Source organism: Agromyces sp. Soil535 (genome assembly GCF_001428255.1).
Lineage (GTDB): Bacteria > Actinomycetota > Actinomycetes > Actinomycetales > Microbacteriaceae > Agromyces.
This window is the reverse complement of sequence record NZ_LMRW01000001.1, coordinates 565,388-582,221: the sequence shown is the minus strand read 5'-3', so window position 1 is coordinate 582,221 and position 16,834 is coordinate 565,388. Positions and strand designations below refer to the sequence as shown.

The 16,834-nt window shown below is 68.3% G+C and carries 15 protein-coding genes; 7 read left to right on the top strand and 8 right to left on the bottom strand.

The genetic code is table 11. From position 1 onward, the window contains the following. Window positions 1-240 precede the first annotated feature (240 nt). Together ASG80_RS02725 and ASG80_RS02720 are read left to right on the top strand one after the other, a co-directional pair. The gene (locus ASG80_RS02725) at window positions 241-1,284 is read left to right on the top strand and encodes a LacI family DNA-binding transcriptional regulator (protein WP_056728175.1); all 1,044 of its coding nucleotides are present in this window, start codon (window positions 241-243) and stop codon (window positions 1,282-1,284) included. Then, complete coding sequence (locus ASG80_RS02720; protein WP_056728173.1) at window positions 1,281-2,945, top strand: glycoside hydrolase family 13 protein; 1,665 nt, start codon at window positions 1,281-1,283, stop codon at window positions 2,943-2,945. Before ASG80_RS02725 ends, ASG80_RS02720 begins: the two co-directional genes overlap by 4 nt. Window positions 2,946-2,948: 3 nt before the next feature. Here ASG80_RS02720 and ASG80_RS02715 read toward each other — a convergent pair whose 3' ends face one another. From ASG80_RS02715 to ASG80_RS02690, 6 genes are read right to left on the bottom strand one after another with little or no spacing between them, the layout of a single operon-like run. Then, on the bottom strand, window positions 2,949-3,845 hold the full coding sequence (locus ASG80_RS02715; protein WP_056728171.1) for a phosphogluconate dehydrogenase C-terminal domain-containing protein: 897 nt from the start codon (window positions 3,843-3,845) through the stop codon (window positions 2,949-2,951). Continuing rightward, entirely contained in the window at window positions 3,842-4,636 is a 795-nt protein-coding gene (locus ASG80_RS02710) for a sugar phosphate isomerase/epimerase (RefSeq protein WP_056728169.1), read from the bottom strand. The genes ASG80_RS02715 and ASG80_RS02710 overlap by 4 nt, the downstream gene beginning before the upstream one ends. After that, window positions 4,633-5,412 carry a triose-phosphate isomerase family protein gene (locus tag ASG80_RS02705; RefSeq protein ID WP_056728168.1) on the bottom strand — a complete coding sequence of 260 codons (780 nt, stop codon included), beginning with the start codon at window positions 5,410-5,412 and terminating at the stop codon, window positions 4,633-4,635. Before ASG80_RS02705 ends, ASG80_RS02710 begins: the two co-directional genes overlap by 4 nt. Continuing rightward, window positions 5,412-5,882, bottom strand: coding sequence for a ribose-5-phosphate isomerase (locus ASG80_RS02700; protein ID WP_056728166.1), 471 nt, complete (start codon window positions 5,880-5,882; stop codon window positions 5,412-5,414). Before ASG80_RS02700 ends, ASG80_RS02705 begins: the two co-directional genes overlap by 1 nt. Next, on the bottom strand, window positions 5,875-7,629 hold the full coding sequence (locus ASG80_RS02695; RefSeq protein WP_056728164.1) for a dihydroxyacetone kinase family protein: 1,755 nt from the start codon (window positions 7,627-7,629) through the stop codon (window positions 5,875-5,877). Before ASG80_RS02695 ends, ASG80_RS02700 begins: the two co-directional genes overlap by 8 nt. After that, complete coding sequence (locus tag ASG80_RS02690) at window positions 7,626-9,056, bottom strand: MFS transporter (RefSeq protein WP_056728162.1); 1,431 nt, start codon at window positions 9,054-9,056, stop codon at window positions 7,626-7,628. Before ASG80_RS02690 ends, ASG80_RS02695 begins: the two co-directional genes overlap by 4 nt. A 143-nt stretch (window positions 9,057-9,199) precedes the next feature. Between ASG80_RS02690 and ASG80_RS02685 the strand changes: the two genes are divergently transcribed. Next, the gene (locus ASG80_RS02685; RefSeq protein WP_056728159.1) at window positions 9,200-9,955 is read left to right on the top strand and encodes a FadR/GntR family transcriptional regulator; all 756 of its coding nucleotides are present in this window, start codon (window positions 9,200-9,202) and stop codon (window positions 9,953-9,955) included. A gap of 68 nt (window positions 9,956-10,023) precedes the next feature. On the opposite strand, the gene ASG80_RS02680 is transcribed toward ASG80_RS02685, so the two are convergent. Then, window positions 10,024-10,395: a DoxX family protein gene (locus ASG80_RS02680; RefSeq protein WP_056728157.1), complete on the bottom strand. Its 372-nt coding sequence runs from the start codon at window positions 10,393-10,395 to the stop codon at window positions 10,024-10,026. A gap of 65 nt (window positions 10,396-10,460) precedes the next feature. Between ASG80_RS02680 and ASG80_RS22725 the strand changes: the two genes are divergently transcribed. Continuing rightward, window positions 10,461-12,170 carry a bifunctional 3-(3-hydroxy-phenyl)propionate/3-hydroxycinnamic acid hydroxylase gene (locus tag ASG80_RS22725; RefSeq protein WP_082589674.1) on the top strand — a complete coding sequence of 570 codons (1,710 nt, stop codon included), beginning with the start codon at window positions 10,461-10,463 and terminating at the stop codon, window positions 12,168-12,170. Here ASG80_RS22725 and ASG80_RS02665 read toward each other — a convergent pair. Further along, window positions 12,055-12,714 (bottom strand): TetR/AcrR family transcriptional regulator, encoded by a 660-nt coding sequence (locus ASG80_RS02665; RefSeq protein ID WP_056728150.1) that lies wholly within the window; start codon window positions 12,712-12,714, stop codon window positions 12,055-12,057. The genes ASG80_RS22725 and ASG80_RS02665 overlap by 116 nt on opposite strands. Window positions 12,715-12,830: 116 nt before the next feature. On the opposite strand from ASG80_RS02665, the gene ASG80_RS02660 reads away from it, so the two are divergent. From ASG80_RS02660 to ASG80_RS02650, 3 genes are read left to right on the top strand one after another with little or no spacing between them, the layout of a single operon-like run. Continuing rightward, a complete protein-coding gene (locus tag ASG80_RS02660) occupies window positions 12,831-13,982 on the top strand; it encodes a VOC family protein (protein ID WP_056728507.1) in 1,152 nt (383 codons plus the stop codon). A gap of 20 nt (window positions 13,983-14,002) precedes the next feature. Further along, window positions 14,003-14,935, top strand: coding sequence for a fumarylacetoacetate hydrolase family protein (locus tag ASG80_RS02655; RefSeq protein WP_235508003.1), 933 nt, complete (start codon window positions 14,003-14,005; stop codon window positions 14,933-14,935). After that, window positions 14,932-16,806 (top strand): AMP-binding protein, encoded by a 1,875-nt coding sequence (locus tag ASG80_RS02650; RefSeq protein ID WP_056728146.1) that lies wholly within the window; start codon window positions 14,932-14,934, stop codon window positions 16,804-16,806. Before ASG80_RS02655 ends, ASG80_RS02650 begins: the two co-directional genes overlap by 4 nt. Window positions 16,807-16,834 lie beyond the last annotated feature (28 nt).

Sequence of the window (16,834 nt, the reverse complement as noted above, 5' to 3'; positions counted from 1 at the left end):
CGCCAAGCGAAGCCAGCTTCCTCACCATCACCTGCGATGGGAGGTGGCGAATCGGGTTCCCGTTGCGCCGTTCATCTTCGTGCCCAACACGGCTTCGCGTTGACGCGCGTCAATGAGTTCCTGTAATGATAGCCTGATGGCATTGACGCGCGTCAACTCGGAATGGTCACGGAACGATAACGGACGCCACTCGACCTCATCCCGAGCATGCGCGCGTCCCGGATACGCGGAAGGACAACCATGGCCACACGAGCAGACGTCGCCCGCCTCGCAGGGGTGTCGGAGGCGGCGGTCTCGTACGCCATCAGCGGCAAGCGTCCGATCTCGGCTGAGACGAGGGAACGGGTGTTCGCCGCGATGCGCGAGCTGGACTATCGGCCGAATGCGATGGCGCGCGGGCTGGCGGGAGGAAAGAGCACCATCATCGCGCTGCTCTTCCCCACGCATGAGCGTGGCGTCTCGAACGCCGATCTCGAGTACGTCCTGGGTGCGGCGAGCGCAGCGCGGCCGCTCGGCTACCACGTGCTGATGTTCCCCACGGAGGACCACGACCTCAACGAGGTACGCACCATGCACCAGTCCGGCCTCATCGACGGCGTGCTCCTCATGGAGGTGCGTCTCGAGGATGAGCGCATCGGATTCCTGGATGCAGCCGGCATCCCGGTCGGTCTCATCGGAAGAGCCGCTCAGGACACGCCGCCGCTGGCCTACTCCGACCGGAACTTCGACGAGGCCGTCGACATCGCGGTCGAGCACCTCACCGAGCTCGGGCACCGACACCTCGGCTTGCTCAACGGGTCGCCGCATGTCCATGAGAGCAGGTTCGGCGCGACGATCAGGGCCGAACGGGCATTCGTGACGGCGACGAACGCCCGTGGTCTCGATGCCCGGGTCTTCTACTGCGAATCGACGGTGGAGGCTGGGCGCAGACTCATGATGGAGGAGCTCGTGCGTGAGCCGACCATCTCCGGACTCGTGACGATGAACATCGAGGCCACCCTCGGGGTCCTGGCGGCGGCGGGGGAAGGCGGTCGTCGGATCCCCGACGAACTGTCCGTCGTGTCGATCGACACGTCGAACAGCTTCGCCGCTGCAACCTCGCCCGCCCTCACCACCGTCAGCCCGCCTGCCGAGCAGATCGGCGCGACGGCCGCGCGCCAACTGATCAACAGGATCGGCGAACTCGGCCTCCCGGAGGAAGACCCGCTGTGGGCCGGGACGCTCGTGCTCCGGGGAAGCACGGCCCGACTCCCATCACGCTCGGAAGAGGTCGCCGAAGGATGAGGCCCGATCGGATCGGCGGGGATTCATGGTGGCGACAGGCCGTCGTCTACCAGGTCTATCCACGATCGTTCGCCGACGCGAACGGCGACGGAATCGGCGATCTCGCCGGAATCACCTCCCGCACGCCCTACCTGGCGTCACTCGGCGTCGACGCGGTCTGGCTCAGTCCGTTCTACCCGTCGCAGCTCGCCGATGGCGGATACGACGTCGACGACCACCGCGATGTCGACCCGCTGCTCGGTTCGCTCGACGACTTCGACGAGCTCGTCACTGCGCTCCACCGCGAGGACATCAAGCTCTTCGTCGACATCGTGCCCAACCACTCCTCAACCAGAAGCGCATGGTTCCGAGAAGCGATGGAGGCCGAACCCGGCTCCCCCGCTCGAGACCGTTTCATCTTCCGGGACGGCCGCGGCCAGTCCGGAGCGCTCCCTCCATCGGACTGGCCATCGCACTTCGGTCCGTCGGCATGGACACGCACTCGAAACGCCGATGGCACACCCGGCCAGTGGTACCTCCACCTCTTCGCACCGGAGCAGCCCGACTACAACTGGGACAACGAAGACGTGCGTGAGTACTTCAGGGGCACGCTCCGATTCTGGGCGGACCGCGGCGTAGACGGCTTCCGGATCGATGTGGCGCACGCGCTCGTCAAAGATCTGAGCGAGCCGCTTCGGAGCAAGCCCGTCTTCGTGGACTTCGACAATCCGCCCACCGGCGACGACGTGCTGTTCGACCGGAACGAGGTCCACGACGTCTACCGCGATTGGCGTCGCATCTTCGATGAGTACGATCCGCCGCGCGTGGCTGTCGCGGAGGCGGTCGTCTCCGCACCTCGCCGCGTGCTCTACACCCGATCGGACGAACTCCACCAGGCGTTCAACTTCGACCTGCTGAATAGTTACTGGAGCCGTGACGAGTACCACGCAGCAATCGAGAGCAGTCTGACCCATGCCCGTGAAGCGGGTACCTCGTCGACGTGGGTGCTGTCGAATCACGACAACGTCCGCCATGCCACTCGGTACGGACTTGCCGAGGGCGTCGAACCGACCACCTGGTTGGCCCGCGGCGCGGATCCCACACTGCTCGATCCTGACCTGGGGAGCCGTCGGGCACGGGCGGCCACGCTGCTCATGCTCGCCCTTCCGGGTTCCGCATATCTGTATCAGGGGGAAGAGCTCGGGCTTCCCGAGGTGGCCGACATCCCGATCGATCGCCTCCAGGACCCCATCTGGGTGCGAAGCAGCGGCGAACTGAAGGGGCGAGACGGATGCCGCGTCCCACTGCCCTGGACCGCTGACGGCGCAGCCTTCGGATTCGGGCCGGGTGCGTCTCACCTTCCACAGCCCCGGTGGTTCGCCGACTACGCCGTGGACGTCGAAGACGATGATCCGCACTCCACGCTCTCGATGTACCGGGCGGCGATCAGTCTGCGCGGACGCCTTGCGGTCAACGAGGACCTCACCTTCCTGCCTTCTGAGCACGGCGTGCTGCACTTCGCACGAACCGCGTCGTGGGAGTCCGTGACCAACTTCAACCTCACGGCCGTGACGCTGCCCCCGGGCACCGTCATGCTTTCGAGCGAACCCTTGAACGGCGATCTGCTCCCAGCGGGAGCGACAGCCTGGATCGCACCGGACGAGTCTCCCGCCCCGATATGACGGTCAGCGCTCGATCCTGTCGAGGTGCAGCATGCGGGCGAGGTTCTTGTCGAGCTCGTCGTCGCGGAAGACCTTCTTCCAGTCGTCCTTGATGATCGACTCCTTGCCGTAGTCCATCGCGATGAGGCACGCGTCGCTGAACGGGTTGTCGCCTCGCAGGCCGTTCGCCAGGGCGACCTGGGTGTGGCCGAGCAGGATCGACCGGGCGGCGGCCTCGGGCACGCCCATGGTGTTCACGGCCTCGTCGAGCGCCTCCTTCAGGAGCGCGCCGACCATGCACGCGATCGTCTCGACGAGAGTGGGCTCGAGCTGGGCGAGCTGCTTGATCGTGACCCAGTGCACGTCGATGACGGGGGCGTAGATCGCCCGTACGGTCGCCTCGACGATGGCCTGCTTGGCCGGGTCGTCGGACTCGATCGCGGCGATCGCGTCCTGCGGGGCGGCGATGCCGCCGAACGTGTCCGCGTACTCCTCGGGGGTGGTGCGCTGCAGGAAGATCGACGGATGGCACGGGTGCGCGACCGCCTGGATCACGTCGTCGCGCGTCGTGAGCAGGCCGGCGTACGCGGCCGCCGGGTCGAGCGTGAGCACGATCGCGCCGGGCTTCAGCTGCGGCACGATGTCGGCCGTCACCGGTCCGAGCGCGAGGTCGGGCACCGCGAGCACGACGATGTCGGCGTCGCGCACGGCATCCGGCGTCTCGGTGAGCTCGCGGCCGGCGGCGCGCACGCGCTCCTGGCCCGCTGGCGAGTTCTCGCTGTAGAAGACCGCGTGGTCGGTCTTCACGAGGTTGTCGGAGACGCGCATGCCCATCTTGCCGCTCGCGCCGATGACGGCGATGCCATAGGTCTCCAGGCGTGCAACGGTATCGGTCGGGGTGGTGGTGTCGGTGGTGCTCATCGGATGCTCCTCAGGTACTCCAGTGCGGTCGATGTCCAGGCGATCTCCGCCCGGACGGTGGTCTCGGGGTCGCCCTGCCAGGGCAACCAGTGTTCGACGATCTCGTTGACGCTGCGCGCCTCGGGCTGCACGGTGGCGAGCAGGTGGGGGTAGTCGTGCAGGCCCGCCCCCATGGGGGCGCCGCCGTAGGTGAAGCCGACCCAGCCGTCCTGTCGCGCGAATGCGAAGTCCTTGGCGTGGATGTTGCGGGTGAGCGCGGCGCACCGCTCGACGGCGTCCTTGGGCAGCTCGAGGCCGGCCACGACGTTCGCCGGGTCGAGGCAGATGCCGAGCCGGTCGCTGCCCACCCGCTCGATGAGCCCGACGAGCTCGCCGGTGGGCACCTGCTCGTAGGTCTCGAGCGCGAGGGTGACGCCCTCGGTCTCGTAGGCGGGCATCGCCGCGCGAAGCATCGACTCCGCCTCGGCGAGGGTCGGGTGGAATCCCGGCGCATACACCATGCTGCGCACCAGGCGGGCGTCGAAGACCTCGGCGAGCCGGAGGAATGTCGCGAGGTGCTCGGGCGCGACGCCCTTGGTGCCGAGCTCGATCGAGATGCCGAGCTCACGGGCCGCGCCGGCGGCCTCGGCGAGTTCGGCGGCCGACATCGTCGGCAATGGCGCATAATCGCAGACCTGGAAGAGGTCGACGTCGAGCTCGCGGGTCCGTTCGAGCGCACCGATCAGGCTGAGCGGCTCTTCGACGCGATCGGAGTGCTGCCAGAAGAAGGCGTAGGTGCCGAGCCCGATCACGCTCGCACCTCCTGGCGTAGGGCCGCGAGTGCGCCGGCCTCGTCGAGCACCGTGGCGAGGGCGGCGGGGTCGTGGGCGAAGCGGCCGAGGAACAACCCGTCGACCGCGCCGTCGAGCGCCGCGAGCAGGCCCGGTCCGGCCGAGCCGCCGTAGATCACGGTGCTGCCGTCGCCGCCAGGGAGCGCGTCGACGGCCGCGCGGAGTGCGCGGGCGACCGCGGCGATGTGCTCGACCGGCGCGGGCTCTTGTGCCCCGATGGCCCACACCGGCTCGTAGGCCACCATGACGCGTCCCCCGGGGGCGCCGTCGAGCGCGGTGTGCAGCTGGCGCACGACCTCGGCCGCGGCATCCGTCGCCTCGACCCGCTCGATCTCGCCCAGGCAGAGCACCGGCGTGAGGCCGTTGCGCAGGGCTGCGGCGGTCTTCTTCGCCACGACCGCCTCGGTCTCGCCGAAGAGCCGGCGCCGCTCGGCGTGGCCGACCTCGGCGAGGCGGACTCCGACCTCGGCGAGCTCCCTCGCCGACACCTCGCCCGTGAACGGGCCGGAGTCCTCGGTCGCGACATCCTGCGCCCCGACCACGACCGGGGTGTCCACGAACGCCTCGACGGCGGGGAGCACCTGCAGGTAGGTGGGGATGACGAAGCACTCGACCGCGCCACTCGCGACGGCGGGATGCCCCGCCGCGAGCTCGGCGACGCGAGCGAACCAGCGGCGCGCCTCGGCGTGCCCGAAGTACATCTTCAGGCTCACGCCGACGGACACGCGCGCGGACATCAGCAGGATCCGGTCGATTCGTACTGGCCGATGTCCGCGACCTTCTCGGCCGACGCGGAGGTCGGGTCGAAGCGGTAGGTGAGCCACTCGCGCACGAGGCGGCGGGCGAGCTCGATGCCGACGACGCGCTGGCCCATCGTGAGCACCTGCGCGTCGTTCGACAGCACGCTGCGCTCCACCGAGAAGCTGTCGTGCGCGGTCGCGGCGCGGATGCCGGGCACCTTGTTCGCCGCGATCGCGACGCCGAGCCCGGTGCCGCAGATGAGCAGGGCGCGGTCGGCCTCACCGGCCGCGACGAGCTCGGCGGCGGCGACCGCGACCTTGGGGTACGGCGTGTGGCCCTCGGCGTCGACCCCGACGTCGACGACGGATGCCACGCCGTCGGCGAGCTCGAGGTCGCGCTTCAGGATCTCCTTGTAGTCGAATCCGGCGTCGTCACTGCCGACGACGATGCGGAGCGGTTCAGGCATGCTGGTCTTCCTTTCGGGTGCCGGCGTCGCCGGCGAGCACCGACCCCACCGCCTGCACGATGAGGGCGAACGAGTGGGCGCCCGGGTCGGGCGTGCCGAGGCTCTTCTCGGCGTGGGGGCGGGCCCGGCCCATGCGGGGCAGGAGGTCGGCAGTGGCCGCCGCGGCCTCGGATGCCACATCTGCTGCGGCCGCCCACGCGTCGGCGAGGCGAGCCCCACCGTCGACCCCCCGGCGAAGGGCGGCGGAGAACGGCAGCAGCGCGTCGACCATGGTCTTGTCGCCCGGCTGCGCCTTGCCGTAGGCCATGATGCCGTCGGCGGCCGAGGCGACGCCCGCGACGACGGCCTGGCGGGTCGGCGCCGCGTGGTCGCCGAGCGCCGAGCCCACCGAACGCAGCGCCACGCCCCACAGCGCGCCCGAGGTGCCGCCGGCCCGATCCGACCAGGCGTGGGCGGCGCGGTCGAGCAGCGTGGCGGCGCCCGCGCCGGCCTGCGCGGCCTCGCGGGCCGCGGCGAGCGCGGCGTGCGCGCCGCGCTGCATGCCGATGCCGTGGTCGCCGTCGCCCGCGATCGCGTCGAGTCGTCCGAGTTCGTCGACGTGCGCGTCGATGACCTCCACGGTCGCCTCGATCGCGCCGAGGGCGGTCGCCGCCGCCTGCTGCGAGGCCGGGGAGCCGACGGGGATCGCGGTGCTCGCGGCATCCGTCACCTCGTCGGCGTGGCGTCGCTCGGCGGCGGTCACCGCGCCGTGGCGGTACGCGGGCGTGTCGACCGGGGCGTTCCACAGTCGCTCGAGCTCGTCGTCGAGCCAGAAGAGGGTCAGCGAGCCGCCCGCCATGTCGAAGCTCGTGCAGTACTCCCCGACGTGCGGGTCGACGATCTCGACGCCCGCCTGCTCGAGGAGCTCGGCGACCCTGCGGTAGACGACGAAGAGCTCCTCGTACTTCAGGGCGCCCAGGCCGTTGAGGATCGGCACGATGCGCGCCCCGCGCGCGCCGTCGACGCCGTCGGGCACCTCCGCGAGCAGGCTCGACACGAGCAGCTCGGCGAGCCCGTCGGCGGTGGGCACGTCGGTCTCGTCGATGCCCGGCTCGCCGTGGATGCCGAGGCCCACGGCCATGCGCCCCTCGGGCACCGTGAAGAGCGGGGCATCCGATCCCGGCAGCGTGCAGCCGGTGAACGCGACGCCGAAGGAGCGCGTGCGCTCGTTCGCGAGCCGCGCGACCCGCACGACCTCGGCGAGCCCGTACCCGGCCTCGGCGGCCGCCGCAGCGGACTTGAAGACCGTGAGGTCGCCGGCGATGCCGCGGCGCTTGTGCTTCTCGGCGGCCGGGGCGCTCGAGATGTCGTCGGTGACGGTCACCGTCTCGCTCGGGATGCCGGCGGCGCGCAGTTGCTCCTGCGCTGCGTCGAAGTTCAGCACGTCGCCGGCGTAGTTGCCGTAGCTGAACAACACCCCGCCGCCGTGTTCGGCCGCCGTGGCGACCGACCGCACCTGTTGCGTCGAGGGCGATGCGAAGAGGTTGCCCATGGCCGCACCGTGCGCGAGGCCCTGGCCGACCAGGCCGCCGAACGCCGGGTAGTGGCCCGAGCCGCCGCCGATGACGACCGCCACCTGGCCGGCCGGCGACGTCGTCGAGCGGACCACGCCGCCGGGAACCGCCCGCACGTGGCGCCCGTTCGCCGCGACGAACCCCGCGATCATCTCGTCGGCGAAGTCCGCGGGCGCGTTGTAGAGCCTGGTCATCGCGGCACCTCGACCGAGTCGCGGTCGCCCGGCTCGACCAGCTCGGTGGATGCGTCGGACTCGACGGATGCCACGTCGACGCCGTGCGCGTCACCGTGGGCGACCTGTACACGGCCCCGGCGGGCGAGCACGATCATGAGCACCGCCGAGAGGAGCATGAACCCGCCGACGAGGAACATCGGCACCTCGTAGCCGCCGGTCCAGTCGTGCACGGCACCGGTCAGGAACGGGGCGCTGAAGCCCGCGATGTTGCCGATCGTGTTGATGAGGGCGACGCCTGCGGCCGCCGCGGCGCCGGTGAGGAACTGCGTCGGCAGGGTCCAGAAGTTCGGCAGCGCCGCGAAGATCGCCATGGCCGTGATCGAGATGATCGCGATCGTGAGCACCGGCGAGCCGGCGAAGAGGGCGACAGGGATGCTGACGGCGCCGGCGATCGCCGGACCCGCGATGTGCCAGGTGCGCAGACCCCGTCGGCTGGCGTCGCGCGACCACAGCCACAGGGCGATCGCGGCGGGGATGTACGGGATGGCCGTGATGAGTCCCTTCTGGAACACGTCGAACTCGACACCGGACTGCGTCTGGAAGCCGTCGATGATCGTCGGGAGGAAGAAGGCGAGGGCGTAGAGGCCGTAGATGAAGCCGAAGTAGATGAACGACAGCGCCCAGACCCGGCCACTCCCGAACGCCTGGCGGACGGAGGCGGTGTGCTGCTTCGCCTCGGTGGCGGCCTTCTCGGTCGCGAGCGCATCGGTCAGCCAGACCTGCTCGGTGGGGGTGAGCCACTTCGCGTCGCTTGGGCGGTCCTTCAGGGTGAACCACGCGATGATGCCGACCACGATGGCCGGGATCGCCACGCCGAGGAACATGAACCGCCAGCCCTCGAGGCCGAGGAACGCGCCGTCCTGCTGGATCAGGAGGCCCGCGAGCGGTGCGCCGATGACGGTCGTCAGGGGCTGCGCCAGGTAGAAGAGGGCGAGGATCTTGCCGCGGTACGCCGCCGGCACCCAGAGGCTGAGGAAGAGGATCGCGCCGGGGAAGAAGCCGGCCTCGGCGACGCCGAGCATGAAGCGGAGGAACGCGAGCTGCTCGAAGTTCTGCACCCACGTGAACAGCGCCGCGACGATGCCCCAGCTCACCATGATGCGCGCGAGCCACTTACGCGCGCCGAACCGGTGCAGCGCGAGGTTCGACGGCACCTCCAACAGGATATAGCCGATGAAGAAGACGCCCGAGGCGAAGCCGAACTGCGCGGCCGAGAGCCCGAGGTCCTCGTTCATGCCGTTGGGTGCGGCGAAGCCGATCGCGGTGCGGTCGAGGTAGTTGATGAAGAACATCAGCGCCACGAAGGGCACGAGGCGCACGGCGACCTTCTTGATGGCGGATGTCGCGACGGCCGCGTCGGCGGCGGTTCGGGTGGTGGTGTCCACGCTGACTCCTGGTTCTCTCCTGCTCGGCGGGCCCGCGTCGGCCCGATGACAACGGATGCGTTCGGACCATATTGTCAAACCGGTTGACCAATTGCAAGCCCAGGCCCCGCCCTGATCGCCTCACCGGTTGATAGGTTGTGTCCATGCCCGTGTTCCGCAACGACAGCTCGGCCGAGATCACCGCGGCCCTCGGCGCGCTGCCGTCGGGCTCGGCCGTCTCGGTCGTCGCGACGCGCCTGCTCGATCTCTTCACGAGCGGCTCGATCGCGCCCGGCACGCGGCTTCCGCCCGAGCGCCAGCTCGCGGCCACCCTCGAGGTGGGCCGGTCCGCCGTGCGCGAGGCCCTCGCCGCGCTCGAGATCCTCGGGATCGTCGACGTGCGCCCGGGCTCAGGCACCTACCTGCGCGGCACGGTGAGCGAGCTGCTCCCCCAGAGCCTCAGCTGGGGCGTGCTGATCGGCGAGCGCAGCACGGCCGAGCTCCTCGAACTGCGAAGCGGGCTCGAGATCTACGTCGCACGCCTCGCGGCCGACCGGCTCACTGACGAGCAGCTCGCCTCCCTGTGGCGCCACCTCGACCGCATGCGCACCTCGGTCGGCGACCTGAAGACGTTCGTCAAGGCCGACCTGGCCTTCCACCACGAGCTCGCGTCGAGCGCCGACAACTCGGTGCTGCTCGACCTGCTGCAGATCGTGCGGTCGCTCCTGCGCATCTGGGTGGACCGCGCCGTGCAAGACGAAGGGCACGCACGCACCGCTCTCGAAGAGCACGAGGCGGTGTTCCGCGCCCTCTCGTCGCATGACGCCGACGGGGCCGCCTCGGCGATGGCCACGCACATGGCGACAGCGTCGGCGCGCCTGGCGTCGGTCCAGGCCGGCGACGCGACCGGCGCGGCCTGAGCGACGGGGCCCCGCCTGCCGCGCTGACGTCACGCCGGCCGCGACGGAGACCTTCTTGAGGACGCCCGCTACGTCAGCAACGCGGCGCACCCGACCACAGCGGTGGTCCATGTCAGCACCCACATGATCAGCGGGGCGGCAGGTGACTCTCCACGTCTGACGTGCACCACGGCCGCACCGCCCATGACCACGGAGAGTCCCACCGCTGCGGTGGGACTGAGCCATGGTGCGATTCCGGTGAGCAACGGAAGCACCAGGCCGAGAGCACCGAGCACCTCCACTGCGCCGATCGACTTGAACGTCGCATCGCTGACGTGCGCGGCCCAACCCATGTAGGACCGTGCCATGACCTCACGAGGACGGACGAGCTTGGACCCGCCGAAACCCAGGAAGGCGACCGCCAGCAGCCCCGCGACGATGCCGTACACGACAACCCACATCTTCACTCCTTCGTCTGGCGAACCAGAGCCGCGCAAAAGTTACTTGCAATTCGTAGTCAAGTCTGATGAGATTATCACTATTCAAGGGCTTCGCCGCAAATGCCGAGGCCTGCCCGACAAAGGAGTCGCGCGTGACACATTCATACGACCGAGGAGCACGGGCGGAGACCGGCGCTACGCGCCTCGCTGCCGACGTGGCGATCATCGGCGGAGGTCCTGTGGGTGTCTGCTCGGCGATCCTTCTTGCTCAGCACGGCTTGACGTCGATCGTCGTGGAGCGTCACCCCAGCCCCTACCCGCTTCCGCGCGCAGTGCACATCGATGACGAGGTGCTGCGAATACTGCACACTGCCGGCGTTGCGGAACCGTTCCGAATCGTAAGCCGACCCGGTCGGGGGCTCCGGCTGGTGGATCGCCGACTGCGGGAGATCGTTCGCTTCGATCGAGCGGAAAGTGAGATCAGCGGATTCCCTCAGGCGAACATGTTCCAACAGCCAGACCTCGAGGCCATCCTGCGTCGACACGTGGACGGCGTGCCCGAGGTGGATCTCGCGTGCGGTGTGGAGTTCATCGGTCTGCGCCATGAGACCGACGGCGTTTCGGTGACAGCCCGGGACTTCAGTACGGGGAGGGACGTGCACATCAGCTCGCGATACCTCCTCGGCTGCGATGGAGCACGAAGCGATGTGCGTGCGGCCATCGGGTCTCGGATGGTCGATATGGGCTTCGAGCAGCGCTGGCTGGTTCTCGATGTCGACCTGGGCGAAGAGGTCACGTCGTGGGGCGGCGTAGACCAGGTCTTCGATCGCGACCGCCCGGGCACGTACATGCAGATCACTGATACCCGGCATCGTTGGGAGTTCCGGCTCGCAGATGGGGAACAAGCCACCGACTTTGCGACCAGCGAATCCGTTGAGCCGCTCATTCGTCCGTGGGTGGGTGCGACGTCGGTCGAGGACATCGAAATCGTCCGTGCAGCCGAGTACACCTTCCGTGCGCAGGTATGCGATCGGTGGCGCTCCGGGAACGTCTTCCTACTGGGCGATGCCGCGCACCTGACCCCGCCGTTCATCGGACAAGGACTTGGAGCGGGTCTGCGGGACGCGGCGAACCTCGCCTGGAAGATCGCGGCGCATCGCCGAAGTGGCGACGACGGCCTCCTCGAGAGCTACGAGCAGGAACGTAAGCCGCATGCCAAGGCCTTGATCAATAAGGCCGTGTTCATCGGTGCCCTGATGAGCAGTCCGAGCATCCTCGCGAACGCTGCGCGAAGCGTCGTCTTGCCGTACGCGAACGTCGTGCCCAGCATCGGTGCACTCATCATGAGCAGCGTCACACCTCGACTCCGCACGAGCGAGATCACCACCAGCCGCGACGTGACCAATGGGCGCCTCTGCCCGATCCCGCTCGGCGCCACGCGCGCGCATGGGATTCTCCTGGCGTATGCCGCACCGACGGCGACGCTCTCCGACGCGTGCCATGCCAAGGGGCTCGCGGTGCATTCGCAGCGAGATGCCGGCACCCCCGACCGTTGGCGCCGCGGCCGGAAGTTCGTCTTGATCCGCCCCGATGGCGTCGTCGTCGCGTCGTCGAACAGTGCAGCGCGGATGCTCCGTTCGGTGCAGGACTACGCGAAGATGTTCGCGCTGGATGCCGAGCTCACTCCAACGGCACGGCGTGGATCTTCAACGCGGGCTCGGCGGGCAACGGCAGCGATGCCACACGATGCGCCTCCGCACCTTCCATCCCCAGTGCCCGTAGCAGGTGCTCGGTGAGGATCGCTCCCGCCCGATCGTGATCGGCAGCCGGATCCGCCAGCCCCCGTCGCAGCACGGACAGCACCCCACCAACCACCAGCCCCATCGCGATCTCGGTGTCCGGAAAGTCGAACCTTCCGCTCGACCGGCTCTCCTCCAGGTCCGTGCGGGAGCGAATGCCGATGCCCGTCTGGATTTCGAGCGCTCGGAAACCGCTCTCGACGATCACCCGCGCCATCTCGGCGTCCGATTCGACCAACATGCTCGTAAAGCGGAGCCCGAAAGCGAAGCGAACCGCAGGGTCGTCGATTCCGCGCGTATAACGCTCGAAGAGTTCCGACCACCGATCCAGCACTTCCTTCGCGGCCACGGCGAAGAGCTCGGCCTTCGTGTCGAAGTGGTTGTAGAACGAGCCGAAGCCGACGTCCGCGCGATCGGTGATCTCTTGGATGCTGGCGTCCGACGCCCGTCCTTCGGCGATGAGCGCACGAGCCGCCCCCAGAAGTGCGTCACGCGTCTGCTGACGTCGACGCGTATACCGCGAGGTGCGCTCGGACTCCATGCGCTCCACGCTACCCACCGGAGCGTGACTCAGAGTGCGCACACGCGCAATGTAGACGCGCTGACGCAAGTTTGATACAATCATCAAATTCGATCCCATATGACAAGGGAGTCATGATGCCCACCTCACTGGAGCTCGCAGCCACCGATCATGAGACGCCTATCGCCGACGTGCACAGCGGGTTGCACAGCGCGGCGGGCGGGCTTCGAGCCGAACACCGCGGCCGCTCCACCGATCCCGTGATCAAGGTCCAGGACCTTGCTTGGCTCGAGTTCGTCAAGCCGGACCTCGTACGCGCCGAAGCCTTCGCACGCGATTTCGGGTTCGCGGTGGCTGACCGCACGCCTGACGCGCTGTACCTGCGCGGAACATGGTCACGGACACCTTGCCTTGTGATCAGACGCGGCGCGCAGAGCAGATTCAACGGAATCACCTTCCAGGCGTCTGAGGGAACGGACCTGGACCGGCTTGCGCGTGCCCTTGGCACTGAGGTGCGCCCGTTCCTGGATGGGCGCATTGTCCAGACCACGGACCCGAGCGGGGTTCCGGTTCGCGTCGTACACGGGCTCACAGTCCTGCCGGCCCTTCCCGAACAGGCACCTCTGCCGCTGAACTTCGGCGAGGAATACACCCGTTTCAATCGGGGTCAGCGCCCGGCGAAGGAGCCCGCGCGTGTGCAACGACTCGGACACGTCGTACTCGAGACCCCGATTTTCCAGAAGGCGCTGAACTGGTACGTCGAAGTCCTCGGAATGATCGTCAGCGACTTCCTGTTCCTTGACGACCTCCGCGACCGCGGGCCGACGATGGCCTTCATCCGATGCGACCGGGGAAGCGTGCCGGCCGATCACCACACACTCGCGATGCACCTTGGTCCGGGAGTCGGATACGTTCATTCCGCGTATCAGGTCTCCGACCTCGATTCCGTCGCGATGGGCGGAGAGTACCTCAAGGCGCAAGGCTACAATCGGGTCTGGGGAATCGGCAGGCACATCCAGGGCAGTCAGATCTTCGACTACTGGCGTGACCCCGACAAGCTCATGTTCGAGCACTTCGCGGACGGAGACATGTTCGACTGCGACGTCGAACCCGGGTGGGCGCCGATGAGCGCCAGCGGCCTCGCCCAATGGGGTCCGCCGGCCACGAAGGACTTCCTCGGCAGCAACCTGTCCCCACATCTCGTACGAAAGGTGATCGGCGGGCTCCGCGGCGAGAACGAGATCGACCCGGCAGTCCTTCGAAGCCTGATGAAGGCGATGAGCTCGTGAGCATCAGCATCCTTCGCACCGTGGACGGCTGGTGGATCGAGACCCCCGCGGGAGCGTCTCAGATCCCGACGGACGCGACCACAACGAGAGAACTGCTCGCTGAGGCCGATGCGATCCGCCTGCTCGCCCGCCAGCGCCCTGTCGATCTCGTCCCATTGCATGACCTCGACCTCCTTTCGCCGGTCACGACTCCGTGCCGTGTCGTCGCGCAGATGGTGAACTACGCCTCTCATGCCCGCGACTCCGGTTTCGACCCGCGTAGCGTGCCGACCACCTTCTTCCGGAAGGCTTCAGGATCGATCTCCGGGGCGTTCGACGATGTGGTCACGCCTGCGCACGTTCGGTTCCTCGACTATGAAGTCGAACTGGGTCTGGTCTTCGGCGACACGATGCGGGTCGGCGACACCATCACCGAAGCCGATCTGCCGAGGCTGATCGCGGGAGTGGTAGTCGCGAACGATGTCAGCGCCCGCGAAGTGCAACTGACGAAGTCCCAGTTCTACGAGAGCAAGTCCTACCCCACGTTCACCCCGATCGGCCCACGCCTCGTCCTGCTGGATGCGAGCGACTTCGCGTACCTGCGTCAGGATCTTCGCCTCACGCTCTCCGTCAACGGGGTGGTGCGACAAGACGGCACGGTAGCCGACATGATCTCCCAGCCGCTCGAGTCGTTGCGGGTGCTCTCTCGATTCCAGCAGATGGATCCAGGCGACATCCTGCTCACTGGAACACCGGGCGGCACTGCACTGAAAGCTCCTCCCAAGGCGATCGAGAAGGTTGCGGCGCTGCTTTCCCCTTCGGCCAAGTGGAGCGCATTCTTCCGGTCACAGGCGAAGAACCCGAAGTACCTGACGGCGGGAGACGTGATCGAGGCGACCATCCGCAGCTCGGACGGAGCTGTGGACCTCGGATCCCAGCGCACCACCGTCGTCGACGAGGAGGTCAACACGTGACGACGGCACGCATCCCGCTCCGTCTCCCCGTCGGCGAGACGCTCAGCGAGATCGAAGCAGTTCCTCTCGTCGAGCGAGGCCTTGCCAGCTCCACATACGCACTGCTACGAGAGCAGTCGCACTCCCGGCCGCTCGAGCCGGCACTGCGTCTCCTCCCCGGCGGGGACGGATGGGCACAGTCGACCGACATCACCTACAGCCAGCTCACCGAGAGGGTGACCCGAGTCGCCAACGCCCTTCGGAGCCTGGGAGTCGACCGCGACAAGGCCGTCACCCTCGTCAGCCCGAACTGCGGTTGGATGGTCGCCGCGCTGTTGGGCGCCGAGACTGCCGGGATCGCTGCGCCCGTCAATCCCGCCCTCGCCCCTGAACAGATCGTCGCCCTCGTGCAGGCAAGCGGGTCCGACGTGATCATCGCGGCGGGTCCCGAGTTCGGCGCCGGCATCTGGGATCGTGCAGTCGACCTCGGCCGCGCTGTGGGAGCACGCCATGTGCTCGCCCTCCGTCCGGACGGCGTGACCGGCCCGGCACCGCGTCTGGGCACGAGCTCAGGCGGCCTGACGCTCGAGTATCTCTCGGTGCTCGCCGACCGAGCCGATTCCGAGCTCTCGTTCGCAGAGCCGCGCAGCGAGGACATCGCGGCGTACTTCCATACGGGCGGCACCACTGCAAGCCCCAAGCTCGCAGCCCACAGCCACGCGAATGAGGTGACCACCTCGTGGTCGATCGCCACGGCGGCTGGGATCACCGAAGGCGCGACGATGCTCGCGGGACTTCCCCTCTTCCATGTGAACGCACTTCTCGTCACGGTCCTCGCGCCGCTTCACCTCGGCGCCTCGACCCTCTGGATCGGACCCCTCGGGTACCGCGACCCGCTGTTCTTCGCGAACGCCTGGCGGATGATCGAGAAGTACCGCGTCGAGGCCATGTCGGCCGTTCCCACCGTGTACGCACGACTCGCGCTGGTACCCGTGAACGCCGATGTGTCGTCGCTCGAGGTGGCCGCAGTCGGAGCGTCACCGTTGCCGGACCCGGTCCGCGTCGCCTTCCGCAAGGCAACCGGCGTCGAACTGACCGAGGGCTACGGGCTCACCGAAGCGACGTGCGCCAGCACGGTCACGCGTCCGAGCAGACGTCGTCCTGGCACGGTCGGGGAACGTCTCCCCTATCAGCGGATCGCGGCCTTCCGCCGCGATGACCACGCAAACTGGATACGGCTCCCCGACGGTGAGCAGGGGATCATCCGGATCAAGGGCCCGGCCGTCTTTCCCGGGTACGTCATCGCAGACGGCATCGGCCGCCATCTTGAACGCTCTCCTTGGGTCGAGAACGGCTGGCTCGACACCGGCGACCTCGGATCCGTGGAGGACGGCTTTCTCAGCCTGAGTGGACGAGCCAAGGACGTCATCATCAGGGGCGGTCACAATATCGATCCGGCCGTCATCGAGCAGGCCTTGCTGCAGCACCCGGCGGTGACGGGCGCAGCGACGGTGGGACGCCCCGACGCGGCATCCGGAGAAGTCCCGGTCGCCTACATCACCGGCACCGCGGATCCAGCAGAGGTGAGAACGTGGCTGGCAACGCAACCCCTCGAGCCCGCCGCTCAGCCCAAGGCGATCTATGCGATCGAAGCCATACCGGTCACCCAGGTCGGCAAGCCGTTCAAACCCCCGTTGCGCGAGGATGCCGCAGCGCGCGCGGTCTCGGATGCACTCCAGGGCCGCGACGTGGAGCGCGGCCTACCGCCGCACAAGGACGTGCGCGTCCGTCACGTCGCCGGAGTCCTCACCGTCGACACGAGCGTCGCACGTGAGGCATACGCCGCGAAGATCGCCGCGATCGGACGTCATCTGGGGCTCGCGGTCTCATAGACGGCGACCCCCTGGGTGTACTGATCCA